We start from the raw sequence: 20878 nt of genomic DNA, 5'->3' as shown, positions 1-20878 counted from the left end.
GCTCGCCATGCTCTGCCCAGTGGAGGCCTACATCAACTGGATAACAGTTGCCGGGATCACGAAAGGGCCTGTGTTCCAGCGGATTGATCGCTGGGGCAATCTGTCAGGCAAAGCCATGCAGCCGCATAGCCTGATCCCCGTGCTGCGCCGCATTTTCAAAGAGGCAGGATTGTCAGCGGAGCTGTATAGCAGCCACTCGATGCGGCGAGGATTTGCGACTTGGGCCTCTGCGAACGGTTGGGACATCAAGGGCTTGATGGGTTATGTGGGCTGGAAGGACATGAAGTCCGCATTGCGCTATGTGAATGCTAGTGTGTCATTCGGCGGAATTGCTTTGCGCGCGGCCCAGCAAGCGCCCGCCATTGAGAGTAAAAGGATTTCCGGTGATCAAACACTCATTGATTGACGCCTAAGCTACCGAATATGAAGGCAGGATAGACAGGAAGGAGTAACGCTATGCCATGGTTTACTGATGATCGTTCGGAGCGGGAGAAAAACAGAGATAAGGCCTTTATCAATGCGGTCAACAACCTCAAGACCCTCGCCGTCACTGCGGGTGGTGGCATGTCCATTGACCCTATGGAAATTCAAGAAAAGATCATCAAGGCGCGCCTTGAGCTAAAGCGTTTTGTCGAGTAAGTGGCTATCTCACCCCGAGCTACCAAGCTTGGTATTCTAGGTTTGAGCAGCATCAGCAACACCCCATGGTTGCTACTCGTCACATAGTGTCAGCTCCACCAAACAGAGAGAATGCCGTGCCGGATGCAAAAATGCTCACCGCTCGAGAGGTTTACCAAGTGCTACGCGATGCCTCCATGGCTTCGCGAACAATGCGCCGAGTCACTACGTCTAGTTGGAACGAAATTTACTGCGGTCTTATGACCGTTGAAGTGGACGGTTGGGTGGTCACATTTTTCAATGATTGCGGTGCGCTCGACTACTGCGATAGCTGCTATAGCCCGGATGGCCGAAAATACGAGTTCTGTTCACGACATGCCCCAGATCCCATTGAGCTTTTATCTGCGCAAGAGCATCGGCAGCTCGAGGAACTACTTCGCCTTATTTGAACCACCTTTAGACATTCTCGAGCGTTGCGAAACCGACAGATCGAACCAAATGAATGGTGGTTCGAGAACACCCAAGACGATTCGAGCCCGCCCTCCTGGACTATCGCTGGATTGGAACTCCTTGTGGCCTGCAAATCATGCATGTTGTTTCTAATACATCGAGGGGTTCACCCCCCGTCGCTTCCATGAGCGTGTTAACAAGCCAGACTGCGTCAAGCATGCTGAACGAATAGCTCATAAAGTCGAAAACCAACTCTATTCCACCACCATCGATCGTGTGCACGCCCACGCTACCTTCTGTAGTGTCGCTATCAGCTTGCAGTTCACTGAAATGGGTTTCTTCGTCCGCCTCGCGACAGCTGAACTCTCCATCAGCAGTGTAATGCCAGTCGGATATTCCCTTTCGGTATTTTCTTTGCAGCACACAGTCACGTGGTGCAGGCGTAGGTACAAATTTTGCCCTATTTCCAACGGTCACCAAGACGGCGTCATAGATGCAACGTGCGATTTCTTGTGCGACATAGTCAGAAAACCTGATAGAGGCTACGTCTAATTTAATAGAGACGCCGTAATCGCCCTGAGTAGACACCAGGCAATCATATTGGTCGTTATACTCACGATCTCGCCAGCAAGTGAGTTCGCGCTTCGCGAAATATGCTACCGACTGCATGCTACATTTATCCACAAGATTTCACCGTCATCATTTGTTTTAAATAACAACGGACGCTTTGACTAAAAACTTTAGCGGAGTAGCACAATTTTTTTATCTTGGATTCACAAACTTCTGTACGCTACCAAATCCAGGCTAACACCTAAAAGATGACACAAAACAACGATGGTTTTTCGCGTGCCCCTGTCGGGGGATGGCTGTCGTAAACCAAGCCCTGGCGCAGACGCCGGTCTTGGCCCTGCGGGCTTCCATCCTCACGCCTCCATCCTCACGCCTCCGGCCGTTGGCCTGCGCGCTCCGCTCGCTTCATGGACTCGCTCAGGCGAACTGTAACGTAACTTTCTCGTTGTAACGTAAGCAGCGTTACTGAGCAAAAAGCACGTTACCAGCCATTCAAATCGCATAGTTACTCAAGGCACCGCCACTTGCGTCTCACACAAGCACTCCCCTTACCCCTTCGCCTCTGCAGCCATTAGCCGGCACATTTCTCGGCCATGTTTAGTGATTATGAAACTATGGCCTTGCGCGACCAGCGCAGACAGGCGACGGAATCGCCGGCGAGCTTGGCTACAGCTGAAGGTTGTGATCATGGCTGATGTCCCACATGGGTGTGCTAAGCGCTGGGTCTGATACAGACTACAACATGACATCTGAAATGCCCAAGGCGTTTCGTTTTCGAGACGATCTGAGGCAATCTCCAGCGGTGTGCCTAAAAATGACTGACCATTTAGCAAGGGCCATACGCCTCATTTCCGGGTTCGTCTGTGGCCTAGCTCGGGCGGTCTGTATGCTTAAGCACCTGTAAAAAGGTCGAAATCAAATCCACTACTCGACCTATTGCGGTGGTGGGTGAATGGCGCCGATACCACATTTGCTCAAATATTCCGGCCAGCCTGTACTGCTGCTCCCCCTAAAGGAAATCCATGTCCCACCAGTTTCTGCGTTATGTCGATGACGAAATTTCAGACCTTACGATCCAAATGCCTCAGCGAGTTCTAGCTACTTCGACTCAACAGTATCCGATTGATGTGCTGGCTTGCCGACTAGAGAAATACCAAGCGGATCCATCTAGTGCTCTAGATTGTTATCCATGGGCTGCACGCTTCGTCATGGGTATACCTGTTACATCCTGGCAGCGGCCTCTGGTGTGGAACGTAGGCCAGAAGGTTCGGTTCATTACTGCTGCCTGGTCAGGGGCCGATTTAGGGAGCTATCTCATCAACGAGTGGTGCGGTTCTTCTGGTGGGGGCATGGCTCTTGTGGAGAACAGTGAGATCCTCCTCGATGGTCAGCAACGGCTGCATAGCCTTGAGGAATATTTTCTGGATCGTCTAGCCGTTCCCGATGCTCTAGGGCTTCCGAGGGTTTGGTCTGAAGTTGGCAATGTCGAGCGCCGGCGGTTTCTCTCTACGATCTTTACCCAGTCCCATGTGTCTTCTGGAGACGAGGTGGAATTACGTAAAACGTATGATCTTTGCACCATGGGCGTAATGACTCGCGTGCCCGATCAACGCGCGGCTCGATAAGCTTCCGATGTTCGATTGTTGGGGGATGCCCTGTCGGGACGGCTGTCGTAAACCAAGCCCCGTCTATCGCCGGGTCTTGGCCCTCCGGGCTTCCATCCTCATGCCCTTCGACCTCCTGGTCTGCGCGCTCTGCTTGCACGATTAGCGGGGATACTTCCAATCAGGGGGGGCAAAAGCGAGCAGCGCGCCTATCAACCTCTCTTGCTCAATCAAGGCTCTACTTGGGGCGTCTTCGCAAATTGCAGGACATTTGAGGCGTTCTGGAAAAGATTCTGCTGCCACCCAAGAGGACAGACTACACGCAATGTTTAGCCCGCCCTCTGAAGGTTCTCTGGACATGGCGATTTGGTGACGTCGTCAAAGGAAACTCTCTGCTACGCTGGATTTCGGCGCCATCAACGCTGAGATCGCCTAGGGGCATGTGCGTTCGTGGTTGAGCCAACTCAACAATGCTCAGGTTTCATACAAGGACGACAGCATGACTGACAGACGACCCTTGAATCCGAATGTAACTGTCCCGAAGCCAGGCGGTGGTGTCCAGCCTCGCTCGCGGAATCAAGACGGCCAAGTTCGCGATAAGCGTGATGACGCTGGAAAGCCTAGAAAGAAATAACCGAACGAAGCTATGCGGCAGGTTACTCACAACGCGGGAGTGACCTGCTTAACCATCTGAAGACTTTCGGGATTGAGCCGCCACTCTATTGAACGCAAACAGCGGCATCGGTAATGACCCCAGAGTGGGTCATTAAGTGGCAAAAGCGAGGTTAATGTCCCTTTTAGGGGGCACTAAGAGTGCTCATGCGGTCATGAACTCCAAATCCGCGACGTCATCACGTCGATAATTCAATGAACGCCAGAGCGAGCCTACTCCGATCCTCGTAGCGTAATGGTGCATACCCGGTCACATCCCGCGATTGCAAAAAAATTCTTTGATCGCGCTCAAGGTTTTTCAAAACCATCCGTTTTTCATTTGTATGTACACAATGAGAAACCAGCATTGAGCCTATCGACGATTGAATTCATCCAGTGCCTGCAGAGCGCTATTTCGTTTTCCAAGACGACCCAAGGCAATCGCCAGCGGAGATCGTGGGAGAGACTGATCGATTACATCGAATCATCCACCTCCCTTGCTGAGTTTGACAAAGCTGCGGCCCGGGCGGAGGGGTATGCTCAAGCACTGGTAGATGGTGAACAGATCGACACCAAATCCACAGAGCGCGACCTACTCATTATTACGACCGTGGATGAATGGCGCCGACACCACATTCACTCAAATACTCCGACCAGCCAGTAACCACTGTCCTCCTCTAAGGGAATCCATGCCTAAATTATTCGGTGGATGAATCAACTGAATCTGACATGGAAGTCAACCGTGGCAGTGAGCTGCTCAAGCCTCCTGGTGACTCAAGCGCTAATAACTCCAACTCCATCCCCGCCATGGACTCCTGCGAAAGAGCCAGCTCCCTCCTCAGCATATCTTGCACACGGGGTAAATCCACCCCCCCCAACCATCCTCGGGCAACGTGTTGCTTTGCGTAGTCCAGGGGCTTGTCCCATTCCTCGAAAACGATACTTTCAATTGCGCTCATCGACGGCACCACAATTCCGTGGGCCCTAGCAGTGAGGGTATTCATCCAGCCTTGAGGGTCGTAATCGGGGAAGCATATGACCTGCTTAACCCCGGACAAGGCCTTAGTAACAGCCGCCGGGGTGATTTGTGGGCTTCCGCGGAAAAGCATGGGCAGGTGCTTCACCTCGTTTGGCCAACGGTACTCGTGAACCGCGTACATGACAGCCTGGTTCTCCACCAAGATCACGGTATCAAGACCATGGAGCTCTTTTGCCGGAACGCTGAGGCTTCCGCCAACTGGGTGGCTGTACACTCCGGAAGCCAGTTGCAGTTGGCCAGAGACCGAGGCAACCATGACTATTCGGTCTCCGGTCTTAAAGCGAGCTAGCTTCTCATTGCGTGATTTTTTCGCGACGGCCAGGCGATCGCCTTCTAGATCTTCGAGGCTGACATTCAACGCATCCATGCCTGCTTCTTTCTTCAGCATCATACGGACGGTTTGGAGATCGGCCTCGGTCAGCGACAGATAGTTGTTACCAAGCTTCTTGCCAATTTTGTAATCGTTATTGAGCCGTGACCAGGTAGCGTTGATCTGAACTTTCCTGGCGTCTTGTCGGATCGCGATTACTACGGGTTTGATCGCTCTCATGTTGCCAAAGATACTCATAGCCGCCCCGCTCTCTCAAGAGTCAAATCAAGGACTCGTCGGTTTGCGGACACGCGAAGGTAGGGCGCGTAAACCGGAACTATCCGATAGTTAAGCGGTTTGTGTCGTACCTTGCTAACCGCGGACTGTAGTCGTACGTAGCCATCAAGAGCATAGAGCCATATGCTCATGGAAACCTCGGGATCCCCATGCTCCCCCCAATACGCCACGGCCGATTGAGGTTGTTTGGTTTCGTTCAGGCTCTGGAGCATGTGCATGAGGTGATCACGAGCAAATGGTTTTTCCAGTACCTTGGGCGGCTCGTCTTTGGGAACTACGGACTTCGATTCACGTGGCTTCGGCGGCTCCTCCGCCCGTCGGGCTTTCGGTGGTGGAAGCGATGCAATCAGTAGCTCAAGCGCCTCCAAGCTCTCACCTGCATCGACATCACAATAGACGCTACCAGCCAAGTCGATCTTAGCTGCTGGAACCCAGGAAGCGGCATCCTTCCTGTCAAAAAGAGGCTCCAAGTCGATAGGGTTTCCTGCCTGGAGGAACACATCGACAGCGTGAGCAACCTGGCGCATATGGTTGCGCTTGCGCACCGCCAGACTTAGCCGGTCAAGACGCCCGATCATTTCATCTAGAGCTAAACGATTCCGTGACACGGCACCGAGGAGGCTATCCAGAAGTATGCGCCGCAGCGCTCGATCGCTATTGGTCAAGCTGGATAAGCCAACATGAGTGAACAACCCGAGCTTCTCGTGCAGGCGCTTGAGGCGGCCAATTGCATTGTTGATGTCCCGTAACCGGTCTTTGAGTCGGGGTGAGAAGCCGTAACCGCCCTCAATGAACGCGCGCGTCTGGGCTTGCTCGTTCCGGAGATGGTTGGTGACTTGGCGGCAGCTGTGCGTCAAACGCTTCAGGTGCCGCTCAGCTTCACTGGAAGAGTCAGATGCCTTGGCTTCATGGTATGCCTCACAGTGCTGCTCAATGGCAATGAGGGATTCCTGCAAGTCAGGAGCCGCTCGCTCGAATCCCTGAAGTGAAATCTGCGCACCTACATCTAAAAGCAGGCCACTGAGATAATAGAGCTCATCATCTTCTTCGATTAACCCTTTGGACATCAGGTAGGAAATGCCTTTTGTCCTTCGCTCAGGCAGTGCGATCCCTTCTTCGTCTGCAATCGACAATGCTTCGATAAAGGTCGCATTTCGCGCGAGGGAATCTCCCAACTCGATCCAGTCTGCCTCCTTCACAAGTTGAGCCCTCCTTGGTGCTCACCGTCATGCGGTTCACTCGTACTGACGTCCAGACTGAGCGAATTGTATTCAGCTATCCATGCCAGGATGGTATGCACGTAGCCCATTTTGCCTGTGGCTACGTAGTTGGCAGACTCGCTGTTGCGCTTCACTATATAGCCAGCGTCAGCCAATGCACGTAGCACCAACTTCAGCCGATCATTGTTGTCCTTGCCGCTCTTGGACTTGCTGAAAAAGTCGTACCCGCTCAAGTCCCAAAGCTGCGTACGGTAGGTCGGGTGGTTCTCGATTGAATCGAGCATGTCGGCGTAGGAGATAGTGTCTCCCGGGGCCAAACAGGTCTCACTGCGCCCCGCACGATTGATCAAACGGATGAAATCGAGACATGGACGTATCTGATCGCGCAGCTCGACCAATTGTGCGGTGGCCGCATCACGATCAACCGGCTCAGAAAAGTCAATGAACCGTGCGAAATACGTGTCGGGGGCCTCGGGTTCGCCGAGTGTCGCCAATTTCCGCCCTAACGGCGCCAGCGCGTTCTCGACACCTTCGGCAAACTCTGCATTGCGCAACTGCCGATGCAGTTCGGGGTAGGCGTACTGGCAGATGAAGCAGCCAGAAAGAAGCTTGTTCAGGACATCTCTCAAAGGGCTCACAGTGCACCCTCCCCGCCATCATTTCCAAGTGCATCATTCAGGTCATCAAGCTCATCCATCTCTTCAATCCCGTATTCCTTCACCACAATTGAATCGGTGTCTGCCCTGCGCTCCAGGCTGTAACGGTTGTTGAATTGCCGAAGAAGCTCAGGTGCACCTCCTGGGAAGCAGGCCAGCATGGAGAGTCCACGTTCATTGAAGTAGCTGACCAGCGCAACGTAGTTTTCAGGTGAGAGCTCGAGGGCCTCGTCGATCGGGATCGACATCTGGAAATCTGCCTCATTCCGTAGCAGTTCGAATAGCGAGACGTAGATCATGGCGACGATGATCTTTGTCAGGCCGGTACTGCTCAGATGAATGAGCTCGGCGTTGTTTGTCGCTACCTTCACCCTACCCTGGTCATTGCACGTGACAGACACGTCGAAACAGTCCGACAGGTTGGATGTGAAGGCGCCATCTTCAATCTGGCGTTCGATGGTTCGGAGTGCTTCCATGAAGCCATCAGTTGGAAGGTACTCACCCCCCATCCCGCTCCATCGCTTGTACTGCTGTTCGTAGTTAGTAAGGTCATCCCAGAACGACATTTCATGGATTCGTGATGAGACCTTGAATTCGAATTGACGAATCTGCGCAAAAGAGCTGAGAACCTCGCTCGCTTTTACCGTCGCGTCACGGCCTAGTTTCAGGATACTTCGGTGCAATTGCTGGAGCTTAGAGCGGTTGTCACATAGTTCGTCTGACAGGTTTTTGGCTTGGATGATCAGCTTCGTTTTTTGATCAGGATGAGAAATCTCAATGTATTCCTGCAGATTTGGGGCGGCTTCCAACCATGCGAGTTCGAGCTCATAGGTAGCATTCGCAGCATGATTCATGATTTGTTCTATCGCTGCGCCCTGTGGCGTGTGCACCAAACGATCCCTCTGGAAACGCTTGTGAATCTCACGATATAGATCTGTGCCCTTGCGGTGACATTCCGTTCGACGGCGACGGAGTTTGCCGACCTCATCCTCGATGTCTGATGCCTTCAACGTTGAGGCGAGGTGAGCTTCCGCGGCTGCGTCGATTTGACTAAGTTCCCGAAGGACGCGTGCCACTGCGTTGAGTTCCAGGTCATCTTCATGCCCCTGAGTGACCAATACTTTTCTGCGCTCAACGATCGCCCTTTGCGAAGCCTGTAACTCCAGTTGCCACTGATCGACGGCACGGTTGATACGATCAAGATCGGCATTGGCACGAGCTAAAGCGGCTTTCCGATCAGGTACCGCAGGTACTGTTTCTTTAACCCAAAGCCGGTAACTATCGATCAGCGACTCCTGATCCCGAAGGCTTTTCACCCTCTTTTCCAAATCGGCAATTTCTAAGCTGAGCCGTTTGCTCGCTGTGTCATCTACTCCGGCGGACACAAGCTGAGCTTCCATATCTATTTTGGCGTTGTGAAGTGATGACGCTAGCGTTGCATCGATGCGTTTTTCAGTGATTTCTTGGTCTCGATCAACTTGAGCCAGCTCCTGATCCAGCTGCGAGAGCGAACTTTCGCCCGCGGCTTGTATATCGCTGATCTCGCGCTTGTGCCGTTTCTTCAAGTTTTCTTGCTGAATGGTGAGTTCTTCGAGCCGAGATGCGGCTTCCGAAACGCGCGCTGTTTGAGTTTCAGTTTCTTGAGCCACCTCCTCGCGGGCACGGTCAATCAGTCCTGTGTGATCGCTTTTCAGTATTTCCAAATCCAGGCATGCATTGCTCAGGTCTTTTTGAGTTGCTGATGCCCGAGCGCCCGCTTGTCGTAGCCGATCTTCCACTCCACGCTGCTGTTTCTCCATTACCTCCATATCCGCGCTTAGCGCCTGGATCTGAGCAGTCAATGAAGCAATCTCGGTTTCAAGAGCGTGAGTACTTGCAACCGCTGCCTGAGGGAGCACCTCAAGGTTGATCTCAACGCCATAGAGATTTTGCTGAACCTCCTCTAGGAATGCAGGGTTCAAGTCCGTACGCATCAGCGTCTCGACTGGGATGAGTCGAGCAATATTTTCTGTCCAAGTAGGGTGATGGCGTCGTAGGAAACCAAGCAGTGTTTCAGCGCCAGCATTAATCTGTTGCTTGAGGCTATCCCGCCTCTCAACTTGGGCGTTCTTCCTCAAGTGTAAACCGCTGTACTCCGCGCCTCGTGCCTGCCGTTCCTGCGACAAACCGTCGACCTCTGCGGAGATAGCATTCAGGTGTTTTTGGAGTTCGGCAACAACGAGTATCTGCTCATTGATGCGACCTTGAGACTCATCCACCAGGCGCTGCGCTGCTGGAAGTGCGCTAAGGGTTCTAAGCTGCTCGGAGTATGAAACCTCGCGAGCGTGCGTGGCCGTTGCTTGCAGCTGTACCTGCAAATATTCGGTGAGCTCGCCTTCGTGAGCAGTTTGTGTTTCATCAAGCTGCTTTTGCTGGTTAGCAGCTAGCTCGTTCCGTCGCTGCTGGATGACTTGTGAAGCCGCTTTGTACTTAGAGAACGCAGCACCTTTGCCGTCTGCGGCGACCTGTTTCGCTGCAGCTTCGAGCTCCTGATAGACATTGCGGATGTCCGCCCCTTGGCGGTTTAACTTGATCTGATGCTCCTGTTTAACGTGCAACTGGTCTCGTATCTCGGGAAGCTGATCAAATTCCTCGGAAAGCTCCTGAGTACGATTGTTCTGGTAATCGACAAGCTTTTGTTCGAATTTCCGGAGCCAGGTGTCCTCCTCCGCCACATTGGCAGTCGCTACACCCTTTTGACCATTCAGGTCACCCATTCGCTCTCTATTCAGCTTTTGTAACTGATCGTCTTCGCTATGTAGCTCAGCCAAGGCTGCGGCTCGGATGTTCTGACGTTCTCTCAGCTTTTCATCCAGCATCAAAACGCGGCGCTTTTGTGTCCCCATTTGCCGTACGACGGCGCGAAACTCATGGGACTGGAGGTTCAGTTCAAAGATGTCTGGCTTGAGCGAATCCATCAATAGATAGCCAGCACGGTTGTCAACAACACTCCTGAAGGTTTGTGCGTTGAGCATCAACAGAGTGCGACTTGGATCGGCGTTGTCTTGTTGAAGAATTTCGGCCATGGTCGCTTTCATGGTATCGAAGGTACCACCGCTCTCTATGAGCGCCAGCGTTACCAAATCGATTCCATTGAAATCCTTCCGCTTCGGTGCCAGCGAGAAACCCGAACGGAGGCTCACGATTAGCTTACGCTTGCCGGCGTCGGTGACTTTCTCGAGATGAGCTGTGCCGCTGTTAAATTGGATGATTTGCCGGTAGTGATACGGCTGAAGCTCAGGGGAGCATGAGATACCCAGCTGTGTAAGACGACCGTGTAGATCACTTGGCAACACCAACTGGCCTGCTTCGTAATCACGGTACAGGAGCTCAGGGCCCCAGGCGCTTGAAACCAAACGGTACGAGTAACCTTCCCCGCTACGGTGCATGATCGCGCAGCGCGCGTCGCCGGCATAATTGAGATACTCAAAAACGATAAAGCTCGATGCCCGTGGCAGATACCAGTTCGCAAAGCTCTCACGGTTGGTGCTCGCTTTCACCAAGCGTCCAGGAGATGCGCCGTAGAACACAGGGATCAATTTGATGAACGATGACTTCCCGATGCCATTTTCACCGGTGACGCTGGTGTTTCCTTCCATAACGAGCTCTGCTTTGGCTCCCGCACAAAGCGAATCGATCAGGACGATTTTGATTAATTGTGACATCGGACGCCTCTTTGGCTTAAACCCTAAGGCAGTACAGCCGATTTCTCGCTCGGCAGTTGCCAAAAATAAGCACCAATTCGATTCCATCGATGCTTGCTCTGGGCAATAACGATATGTAGATGTAGACGACACATCTATGGTGTTTACGTATACAGGTAAACTTTTCAAGCAGATGGAGGTCGTCATGAAGCGGGGTAAAGCCATCGAATCCGTGCGCTGGGATCTGGCATTGAGGTACAGGTTGATCGAGACAGTCGCATGGTGGGAAGGCCGGTTGACTACGAACCACCTGATGCAAAGTTTCGGTATCAGCCGCCAGCAAGCCTCGAAGGACATCAATACCTACATTGATGAGCATGCACCGAGAAATCTGATTTACGACAAGCATCTCAAGGGCTATGTACCTAGCAAACACTTCAAGCCGCTATTCATGAAAGATAGCGCCAGCGCCTACCTCCATCTCTTAAACCAGAACCACGAGCGAGCCCCGCACATCGAAGGTTTAACGCTGGCGTATGCGCACATAGATGTTTTGGATGTGCCTGACCGATCCATACGCCCCGAGGTGCTTCGGCCGCTACTGAAGGCCTGCCGGGAGAGCCAAAGATTAGAATGCGAGTACGCGTCTTTCCGGACGCCAGAGGGCGAAACGCGGCTCATAGCCCCTCATACGCTCATTCACACTGGTATGCGTTGGCATGTCCGGGCGTATTGCGAAAAAAACGGTGAGTATCGTGATTTCGTGTTGAGTCGGTTCCGCGGCACACCGGAGCTAATGAACGACGTCACAGAGCACACTCGCTTGCTAGATCCCGGCTGGACGACGCCGGCAACAGTGATCCTGGAAGCAGACCCAAGGCTGAAAGCTGGGCAGCGTGCAATCATTGAAGCCGACTACGGCATGGAAGATGGGCAACTCGTAATCGAGACCCGCGGCGCTCTGGTTCAGTACGTTTTGCATCGATACCAGATCGATACCACTAAGATGCACATGAAGCCGATGGCCCAGCAGATCGTGGTTGCGAATATGGATGAGTTGGGCCCCTGGCTTTACTAAAGCGAAGGCGATCAGCTGTTTAGCCGCAGTTTGGGTATGTAAACAAATCACTCACATCAAGGCGTAGTGGTCTACCAGTTTGGCGCGAGATCATAAGCTTTTGAAGCGTTCCAAGTTAGGAGGCTGCGTTTGCTTCGACGTTCTGCTGAGCGAACTTGTGCAGGTCGCGAAAGGTACCTTCAACCGCCGATTCGCAATACATGAACACCGTGCTTTTGCTTTGGACACCACCAAAATTTTTAAACTCTCCCGCAGTAGTCCAAACTGTACAGCCTCCGTCACAGCGGCCTTGCTCAACAGGCAGCCGTTTAGCCCTGTAGGCCAAGAGTGTGTGAAGTCAGTGTGGCTGCGTCCAGCCTGCCGCAGCCCAATCCAGATTCTCAGGTACTAGGTATCGGTTACTGGCATCAGCAAGTCGGTGGTTAGCCATTTCCTCGGCGGCCTTGAATAGTAATTTTGAGGCATTTTCATCAGTAGCCAGAACACCGTGCTCAGCTGGTGTTAACAGCCATTGAGTGGCTTTTGTAGGGTTCATCATGGCTCTGCCATCGTTGATCAGAATAGCTACAAACTCCTGACGCATACGCTTCCCCTGCGGGCCTTGCCACCGCAACATGGCGCCGATCAATGCCCCCTCGCCAAGCTCAGGTGCTTTGAGCTTCGCAGCCAAACCGCCGAAGTCATACTCGCAAGCTTTACCCAGGAGGTACTGCATCAACTTGGAGTTGAGGTCGAGCATATGGGTGTCAGGACGGTTTGCGGCCAGCATGCGATCTAAAGTGACGTCCATGCGCTGTGGGGCTTTTCGCGAAAGGCCCATTTCACGCATAACCTGGTCAGAAAGGCGTATACGCAGTAGCCGCTCTTTATGGCTCCGCTCTGCGATCTCGATGCCCAGTTGATCGAACATGCCTAAGACAAAGCTATAGAGGTGGTCAGTAGTGATTTCTAGCTCGTAACCCAACTCACCCGGGGCGCTGGTAGCTGCGTGGACGAACAACTCCCGCTGTTTGGCGGCAGCGGTACGTGCCTGCTTTAAGGCCTCGTCGATACGCTCTCGGGTTCGGTCGATGCCGAGTTTTGTGGCTTCTTGAAGGATGCTTTCAACATCAATAAGCTCTGCGAGCTGACCAAGAATCTCGTCTTTTAGACCGTCATTGAACTCATGCTTCTGAACCCCGGCTAAATCGGTCACCACACTGTCGATACGCTCATACATCAAGTCGACGATGCTCTGATCCAAGCTATCGGCTTGCTGAATGTTGAACACAACGACCTTCTTTTTTTGCCCATAGCGGTACAAGCGACCGATACGTTGAACCAAACGCATGGGGTTCCAAGGTAGGTCATAGTTGACCATGACGTTGCACTTGCTTTGAAGGTTGATGCCCTCCCCACCTGCCTCAGTCGAAATCAGGAAACGTCCTTGCCCCTCAAAACGCTTGATGGCTTCACGCCGGTCAGCATGCTGCATAGAGCCGTTAATAAGATCGACCCGGTCGCTGCCATAATGGTCAGCCAGGGCGTTCCTCAAATAATCTTGGGTCGTGCGGTATTCGGTGAATATCAGAACCTTCTCGTCAGAGTTGGCGGCGTTAATTATACGGATGATGTCTTCGATGAAGAGCTTCAGCTTTAGGTCGTTGGCCTTTAGCGCTCCGGCCTCAGCAATAAGAGCTTTGAGCAGTTGCACCTCGCCCGCAAAGAACTCGCGAGCTTCACTGGTGAATTGCTCCTCCCACTCGCCGAAATAGCGCTCATCGCTTGGCTCATCTTCAGCGATACTTTTTGCTTGATCGTCGAGGAGACGCTGAAGCCGATTACATAGCGCCCGGTGAATGGCGGCTGCGCTGGAGGCTGCCAGTTTGCGATATACCGTCATTACGAAACCGATAGCGTTGCCCGTACGGCCTAGCGACTCGCCCGCGTCATATCCTTTGCGTAGATAAGCCTGAAGTGTTTTATCGAAGTCTATAGATTCGCGGCTGCTTGGCACCTGCAACGCGCGAGTAATCTTACCTTGGAAAATGAAGTTTCCTTCCGCATCGGTCACGTCAGCTTTGTGGTTGCGGAACACCATATCGTGCAGAATTTCAGGCTTCAGATTGAGCGCCATTAGCTCGGTACGACGATCGGGACGCAGGAGCTCTAGCAGCGCCACAAATTTATCCTGCATACCCTGGTGCGGTGTGGCACTCAGCAAAAGCATGTTATCGGTATGTCCACGTAGGTTCTTCGCCAGATCATAGCGTTCAGAACTGTCTAGCTTCAGCCCATACTGACGGCGACTAAGTCGATGAGCTTCGTCAAAAATCACAAGATCCCAACGCTCAGCCTGAAGCAAGCTTTCCAAGTGATCAGCTTGCTTTAGACGATCCATCGACCCGATCACGTAGTCATGCATTTTCCATTCGCGGGGCTCATCGATGAAAAAGTCCTCTCCATAGATTCTGAACTCATCGAGCTGAAATTTATCGTAAAGCTCTTCCTTCCATTGCTTGGTAAGCCCAGCAGGAGTGATAAGGAGAATACGCTTTACCAAATCTCGCTGCCGCATGGCATGCAGTAGCATACCGGTCTCAATCGTTTTACCTAATCCCACGTCATCCGCAATCAGCCAATTGAAGTCGCCCGATGCAAGGATGCGATGCACCAAATGAATCTGGTGTGGCAAAGGGTCAATCCCTAGATGGGAAAGGGCTCCAGTATTTTCATTCCATACCTTGATGGCGTAGGCCAACATCCGCAGACGCATGCGTTCTGCATCGCGTACTTCGCCTTCCTGGGCGGTACAAAAGCGATGCTTAACGCCCTTAACTTGCCTCAAATATTGATAGGGCAGCCAGTGGCGCTCACCACGCTCAGGGAAATCAACCAATACCTGCTCGCTGCCTGCGAGAATGCGCTGTTGCATGACGACGCCCTGCCCCAGTGAGCGAGCTCCGCTGGATGGGTTGTCATCGACCACGTCCATTCCGTTCCTAAAACCCGAGCGCACAGTTGATGCATCTAAATAGCCCAGCTTCCTCTCGGGACTAAACCAGTGAACCTGAAGCTGGTCACCAGACTCTTTACTAATGGCCATTTTGACTATGCCTCGGCGTTCACTCTTGCCATCGGGTAAGGTTTGGCTGACCCAGCAGCCCGGAACGTGGGTAAGTCTAAGGGGCTTCATGCGCAGATCCTTTTCCTAACAGTTCAATTCTTAGCGTGGGTTGATCGATAGTCAGTGCGTGTACAGGCGCTGATGAAGCGCTTAAGGATTTAGCTGCAGTGCAATCGTCATCGTCGTCAGAGGTCTCACCCTCAGACTCAACGTCTTCAAGGCATTCAGTTTTTTCAATCTTCTTTTTGCTCTTCTTAGCATTGAGCGGTGGCGCCTCTACCGCGGGGGGCGGCTTGTCACTGAAATAGCAACTCGGCTCTTGCGGGTGCTTGGTTATGAACACACCGTAGCTGCGCAGAATTTCGGTTTTCTCGATTTCGAGTACATCGCACAGCCCCAAGTCGCTGTACTCTTCAGCAGGCAGACTTCGAGGGTCGCAGAAGTCAAAATGCTGGTTGGCAGGTAAACAACCGTGCAAATTGGAGAACCTGAACCACAGGTATCGTGCAAAGGCCCTAAATGCCCGGCGCAAGATGTTGTTCTCGTACCAGGCAGCGAAAAGACCTTCCAAGAAAACCTCAAGCTCTTCCACCTGTGGCAACAATTCGAATGAGCGTACGATCAGCAAGGCCGTAGGCCAGGAAAGTACTTGGTGAGACAGACGGCTACTGCCCGTTTGATCAAATGCGATCCAGTAAATATCGTTCTCGGCCCAGATGACCTTGATATGTGATGCGAGGATCAACTCCTGAGGAGCGAGCCCTTTGTCGATCTCTCTCTCCAGCGCAAGTCGAGTTGCGCCCCAGCCACTCATAACAAATATCTGCTGAACCAATGAAAGGGTGCTTAGCGGCCAATTGGCGTTCCCAATCAACTCGGCAGCTTTTTGGAGCGCCCGGTCTTCGCGTGAGAGCCGGTCAGGGTAACCGTCCTTTTCTTCGTAAGCTTCGTCGTCTTCGCCGTCAAAAACTACATCCGGGTCAAATGCATAAGCTGCATAGTCATCGTCAACGTCACGGAAATCATCGACGGCGCTCAGACTTTCTGGTTCGTACTCTGTCTCAAGCTCGATGATCGACAGGCCGTGCAAGCCATGATCAATGTCATAGTCATCCTCCGACTCTCCTAGCTCAAAGCTCACCGGGGCGATCGAAGTGGCCAGATCTAGACCAGACGATTCGTGGCAATCGTCTTCGTCCTCGTCATCCTCAAGGTAGTCTGGAATCTGAAATTTCGGAGGGCTAACGTTGGGCGTTATCGTATGAGTTGATTCTAATGATGAAGCGTCTACTGGTTCTGAGGATGTCGATTCCAGTGGTTGGCTGACGCGCACTAAACGCGCAGATCTGTTAACCATCTTGACGGTCGTGAGTCCGCTACTCGGCTCCGCAGTGTTCCTGGGGCGGGCGAGTTTGAGGACGTTTTTGGGCGTGGCAGGAGTAGTTGCCTCGTCCTTTTTCACAACATCTCCGGGCATCCCTTCGGCAGCATCTGAGGGGGTGTTCGGCCCATCACCGGAAATACTGTTATCGACGCACCCAGCATGCTCGGATGATGCTGATTGAGGCGGCTTTTCCCATGAAGGGTGGTCTGTCAATGGCAAATACTGAGAGGACGCCTGCTCAATGAAATTGAGCGAATTTTTGACTGTTCCCGTCAACGTGTTTCCGGTAGAAGCTGTAGACCCGTCCAATGCGGCCAGAAGACTGGCGGAGTCATCGAGAAACGCCAAATCACTCAGGGTAGGCAGGTCGTCGTATATCGACTCCGCAGAGATTGTTTCAACGAACGCCTGCTTTTGGCGCTTCAGCATCAGGCCACGCTGTTCGGCCTTGGCGCTTTCCGTTGCGCGCCCTTGGAGCTTGTAAACGCGGCCGAGTAGAACTAGATCTTCAGGCTCCTCAAACCTATCTATTGACTCCTGAAGAAGTGACTCGGCCGCGTCCAACTGGCCAGAAGCAACTAGGCTGTTGACGTCTTTAAGCAAGGCCTCATTACCACCCTGCTTACTCTTGGTCGACAGCCCGCCTGTTGTCTGACGCGTTCGGAGACTCAGGATCTGCCCAAGCTTACGCTGGATATCATCTGCAGCCTGATGGTTTCGCAAAAATTCGCTGAGGAGTCGCCTGGCCGCTTCATTCTGACCTTGAGTGACCAATAGGGAGATCGCTTCGAGCAGCCCCTCCGAAGAGTGGCCCTCAAGGCAGGAGCGGATCTCCGTACCCAGAACATGTGGATCGGGCGAGGCATACGCCCAAAGGTGGTCTAGAAGCAGATCCCAATCCATTTTCATTGAACTCCATGATGATACTGGCTCAGCCTCGTAAAATCTGAAGCACAGAAGCGAGAACTGCCTCATAGCTCATATCATCTTTATAGCATTCACAGTATCCAGATCGAGCCGCTGGGTAAAGGCAAACAGCCATCAGTACGTCGGCTTTTTTGTTCGAAGGTCAGTCTCGAGCGTGCCCCACCGGGGACGGCTGTCGTGAACCGAGCCTCGTCTTTGTCGTGACTTGACCCTTAGGACACTTCCATCCTTTCGTCTGTGCGCTCTGCTTACCTTTGAACGCAGTTCACGGTGTCATAGGACGTCGTGGTCTTTCTGGTCTCCCCAGTGATTGAGTCGCGGTGTTTGGAAGGTGGTGAAGCGAATCTTGTTAGCTTCATCACCCCCGCGCAGAACGGGCTTTGCAAACTTCGGTCAAGCTAGCCTCTTGCTCATAAACTCTGAAAGCACTTCGTTGAGTATCGAGTTCATTTCTCGTGCCGAAAGCCAGCTGGCATTACTTCCTATCTGTGCCTGAAGATCGGCAGCACGATCATTCTGGTGCGCGCATATGAAATACTTCATAGAGCACCTGGCGATTTCAAGCGGCAAATTTTTGGGAGGCGAGGTCTGAGAGACATCTGTCGCACCAAGGAGGTATTTGTCTGACGCCAGCGGCAGCATCACGTGAAGCAGCTCATCATCCTTATCCATAAATGGCTTGAAAGTTCGCTCGCCTCCTACATGGAACAATACAACGGAATCCCCCAGCGGCAGGTCGCCAGGCTCAAATTTTTGAACTGAGTAATGGAGTGCGGTGAAACGCTGGGTGCGGGCAGCTGGCGACACGGATTCGTTGAGCATGCGGACATGACTGCTTCTGATCAGACCCGGTATTGAAGACTTGAAACGATCCAATTGTGCAGGCATCTGGGCGGCAAATATGTCTACGAGTGGCTTGAATATTTGGTCGAGGACTGACTCGTCCATAGCGAGCAAAGCTTGGAGCTGCTGCTGACTGATGCCCTGGTCGGCTAAGGCCTTGTCAAAGATAAGGGAGCCTGGTTTGAAATGATCTTTAGCCAACGCACTGAGGTTCGTGGGATCTGATAGATGCTCAAGAATGCCACTGGCACATTCATCGACCATCGACTGCATATTCTGGCGCACGTGCCGGCTTCTGATTTCTAGGTGAGCTAACAACCCTGGAATCCTCTCGACCAGCGCTTCAGTAAGATTGCCGGCACGTAGGTTCTCTACCAACGGTGCATAGACGTCCCTCTCTTCGTCAGTAATTTTATCGTCCAGATCAGGCTCATTATCGATGGCATAGAAATGCCTTTCGAGCCCTACGTCTTGGATATTTGCAGATCTGGGAGATTTGCTTTGTTCGTACACCCAGCAACGGACGATTTTTCCGTTACCTGGAATTCTGAACCCTTTCTGCAAAAACCTTGGAATGAAGTGCTGTCGTACCCCTGACATATCGCGCCCTCCCTTTACTCTCTACGCAATGTGCGGAGACTTTAGCACTGTGTCATGACACCCCGGGGCACCAAAATGCTGGTAGTAACATGGCGCCGCGCTGAACCAAGCCTTGGCTGGGTGCCATGTTTGGGCCCTGGGGCATACAGCCTCGCGCCTTCGGCCTTGATGGCCTGCGCGCTCCGCTTGCAAAAGATCTCACAACGAAGCTCAAATGAACCTCGATTGCGAATGTGCGTTGGAAGGTGCCAAGTGGATGCAATACAGGGATCGGCAGCAGCAGCCGCCAGTACAGGGCTCGGATGGGGAGACATTGCCAAAATAGTCTTGGCGAGTGGTGTCGTCGCGGCCCTGATCGGATGGTTAAAGGATTGGCTTTTCAAAATTCGTGATCGGAGACTAGATGCGAGATTTGCAGCCGTTGAGCTGATTGCAGTGCTCGATCTTTACGCACTACAGTCACGACGAAACGTCCGGGACTACCACGAGTACGCGGCCTCTTTAGACCCACACACTGACTATCAAAATTGGCCGAGTTGCGCCTACCCTGACCTCGATATTTCTCGTGATGCACTGAAGTATCTGGATTCGAAGCATGCGAGCGCCTTAGTTTCCATAGCAACCGAGAAGGCATTGGCAAATCAGCACCTTCACGCGATTCATGATGCCTCCTTTGACCCTACAGAGGTTTATGGCCATGAGGCAGAGATCGTCGGATACTTTGGGTACGAGGTGTATCTGTTAGCGAATGAGCTCAGGAAGGAGTACAAGCTTCCGCCATTTGGCCAGAGGTGGGGGGTGACAGACGAGTTTCCTGACCTGCTGCTCTCCTGGCAAAAAACGAAAAAAGTGGTACTCAAGCAAGCTAAACCTCTCTCATAACCCGACCAGGTGTGTCTACTTGGCGAATAGCTCGTCCACCTGGACAAATGGAGCACCCGTTTCTGCTGCTGCACGTACTTTTCGGTCAATCACATCAGCAATAGGAATGCCGCGCCCCAAGGCCTTGTAGATGTCTTCGCCGGACATGCAAATTACTTTTCGGCCTTTGCCAAAAGCTTGTAAGCCAACGTCGGTGAAACCACCGTAGCTGATAAAAAGCCCCCGGGCCCAAGCGGCTTTTTGTTCAACCTTTCCATGGAAGGAATGGAGCTCAGCCACCCCTATCGGATCCCGTACCCATTTGGCCTCAACCAGGTAGGTTTCATGGCCAAGCTGAAAGCTGCCATCAATTTGCTCACCCACCAAGCGAAAGGGCGAACGCGCTTGGAGTCTTGAAGAGTCGAAAAGATCTTTTAAAAAAATTTCGAACTCATAGCCACGCTGGTGAGGTGGAAGCTCACGTATTTCGAAAAGCTTTTTCCGAAGTGCCTCGTAGACCGCAGCCAGGTCGATGACAGCGGCTGCGGCAAAAGGGTTATCTACAATTGCAGCCTGCTGCACAGGGGATCGGATGGAATTGAGCAAGGAGAGAAATCTACCCTCAGCATTTACAATAGTTTCCTCAGTCCTAGCCACCTCTCGCATCGCTTGCCGATATCTCCAGAGCGCCTCAAGTACACGATAAACAGTCGGAACATCTGCGTTTTGCAGTAGGCACCGAAGGCGCTTGGCTTTTGAGGTGCCATCCTTGGAGAACATCGCATGGTCAATATCAATGTTCAGCTCTTCAAGGAAAAAATTGCCCATTGTTCGGTCTGAGAAATCGAGGACGTACCCTCCTCCCATATCAAAGATCGAATCAAGGAGTTTCATCTCAGTCGATTTGAAGTTGGCCATGCTCTTTCTCGTTACTCATCTCTAAACCGTGCCGACGTCGCGAGCCAAAAGCTTTTGCCACGG

The 20878-nt window shown here is 52.5% G+C and carries 16 protein-coding genes; 7 read left to right on the top strand and 9 right to left on the bottom strand.

Annotation, left to right across the window (positions count from 1 at the left end; translation table 11 throughout):
• Nucleotides 1-7: 7 nt before the first annotated feature.
• From KGB03_RS13870 to KGB03_RS13860, 3 genes are all read left to right on the top strand, one after another.
• The gene (locus tag KGB03_RS13870) at nt 8-406 is read left to right on the top strand and encodes a tyrosine-type recombinase/integrase (protein ID WP_223527295.1); all 399 of its coding nucleotides are present in this window, start codon (nt 8-10) and stop codon (nt 404-406) included.
• A gap of 50 nt (nt 407-456) precedes the next feature.
• Entirely contained in the window at nt 457-639 is a 183-nt protein-coding gene (locus KGB03_RS13865) for a hypothetical protein (protein ID WP_223527294.1), read from the top strand.
• 131 nt (nt 640-770) lie between these two features.
• Entirely contained in the window at nt 771-1067 is a 297-nt protein-coding gene (locus KGB03_RS13860) for a hypothetical protein (protein WP_223527312.1), read from the top strand.
• 100 nt (nt 1068-1167) lie between these two features.
• On the opposite strand, the gene KGB03_RS13855 is transcribed toward KGB03_RS13860, so the two are convergent.
• The gene (locus tag KGB03_RS13855; protein WP_223527293.1) at nt 1168-1737 is read right to left on the bottom strand and encodes a hypothetical protein; all 570 of its coding nucleotides are present in this window, start codon (nt 1735-1737) and stop codon (nt 1168-1170) included.
• Between the two features lie 923 nt (nt 1738-2660).
• On the opposite strand from KGB03_RS13855, the gene KGB03_RS13850 reads away from it, so the two are divergent.
• Entirely contained in the window at nt 2661-3263 is a 603-nt protein-coding gene (locus KGB03_RS13850) for a DUF262 domain-containing protein (RefSeq protein WP_223527292.1), read from the top strand.
• 886 nt (nt 3264-4149) lie between these two features.
• Nucleotides 4150-4557 (top strand): hypothetical protein, encoded by a 408-nt coding sequence (locus tag KGB03_RS13845; protein WP_223527291.1) that lies wholly within the window; start codon nt 4150-4152, stop codon nt 4555-4557.
• Nucleotides 4558-4591: 34 nt separating this feature from the next.
• Here the strand turns inward: KGB03_RS13845 and KGB03_RS13840 are convergent, their stop codons facing one another.
• Genes KGB03_RS13840 through KGB03_RS13825 form a run of 4 tightly spaced genes read right to left on the bottom strand, consistent with a single transcriptional unit; the run spans nt 4592 to nt 11119 of the window.
• Entirely contained in the window at nt 4592-5500 is a 909-nt protein-coding gene (locus KGB03_RS13840) for a hypothetical protein (protein ID WP_223527290.1), read from the bottom strand.
• Nucleotides 5497-6738: a hypothetical protein gene (locus KGB03_RS13835; protein WP_223527289.1), complete on the bottom strand. Its 1242-nt coding sequence runs from the start codon at nt 6736-6738 to the stop codon at nt 5497-5499. Before KGB03_RS13835 ends, KGB03_RS13840 begins: the two co-directional genes overlap by 4 nt.
• Nucleotides 6735-7397 (bottom strand): hypothetical protein, encoded by a 663-nt coding sequence (locus tag KGB03_RS13830; RefSeq protein ID WP_223527288.1) that lies wholly within the window; start codon nt 7395-7397, stop codon nt 6735-6737. The genes KGB03_RS13835 and KGB03_RS13830 overlap by 4 nt, the downstream gene beginning before the upstream one ends.
• Complete coding sequence (locus KGB03_RS13825; RefSeq protein WP_223527287.1) at nt 7394-11119, bottom strand: ATP-binding protein; 3726 nt, start codon at nt 11117-11119, stop codon at nt 7394-7396. Before KGB03_RS13825 ends, KGB03_RS13830 begins: the two co-directional genes overlap by 4 nt.
• Nucleotides 11120-11303: 184 nt before the next feature.
• On the opposite strand from KGB03_RS13825, the gene KGB03_RS13820 reads away from it, so the two are divergent.
• Nucleotides 11304-12176: a transcriptional regulator gene (locus KGB03_RS13820; protein ID WP_223527286.1), complete on the top strand. Its 873-nt coding sequence runs from the start codon at nt 11304-11306 to the stop codon at nt 12174-12176.
• A 337-nt stretch (nt 12177-12513) separates the two neighbouring features.
• On the opposite strand, the gene KGB03_RS13815 is transcribed toward KGB03_RS13820, so the two are convergent.
• The 3 genes from KGB03_RS13815 to KGB03_RS13805 all read right to left on the bottom strand — a co-directional run bounded on the left by KGB03_RS13815 (nt 12514) and on the right by KGB03_RS13805 (nt 19036).
• The gene (locus KGB03_RS13815) at nt 12514-14931 is read right to left on the bottom strand and encodes a helicase-related protein (RefSeq protein ID WP_223527311.1); all 2418 of its coding nucleotides are present in this window, start codon (nt 14929-14931) and stop codon (nt 12514-12516) included.
• A gap of 406 nt (nt 14932-15337) precedes the next feature.
• Complete coding sequence (locus tag KGB03_RS13810) at nt 15338-17569, bottom strand: tetratricopeptide repeat protein (RefSeq protein WP_223527285.1); 2232 nt, start codon at nt 17567-17569, stop codon at nt 15338-15340.
• A gap of 417 nt (nt 17570-17986) precedes the next feature.
• Nucleotides 17987-19036: a DUF4238 domain-containing protein gene (locus tag KGB03_RS13805; protein ID WP_223527284.1), complete on the bottom strand. Its 1050-nt coding sequence runs from the start codon at nt 19034-19036 to the stop codon at nt 17987-17989.
• Nucleotides 19037-19288: 252 nt separating this feature from the next.
• Between KGB03_RS13805 and KGB03_RS13800 the strand changes: the two genes are divergently transcribed.
• A complete protein-coding gene (locus tag KGB03_RS13800; RefSeq protein WP_223527283.1) occupies nt 19289-19918 on the top strand; it encodes a hypothetical protein in 630 nt (209 codons plus the stop codon).
• A gap of 15 nt (nt 19919-19933) precedes the next feature.
• Here KGB03_RS13800 and KGB03_RS13795 read toward each other — a convergent pair whose 3' ends face one another.
• A complete protein-coding gene (locus KGB03_RS13795; protein WP_223527282.1) occupies nt 19934-20815 on the bottom strand; it encodes a restriction endonuclease in 882 nt (293 codons plus the stop codon).
• Nucleotides 20816-20878 lie beyond the last annotated feature (63 nt).

It is taken from the genome of Pseudomonas sp. BF-B-26 (assembly GCF_019956495.1).
Taxonomy (GTDB): Bacteria; Pseudomonadota; Gammaproteobacteria; order Pseudomonadales; family Pseudomonadaceae; genus Aquipseudomonas.
This window is presented reverse-complemented; position numbering and strand designations above follow the sequence as displayed.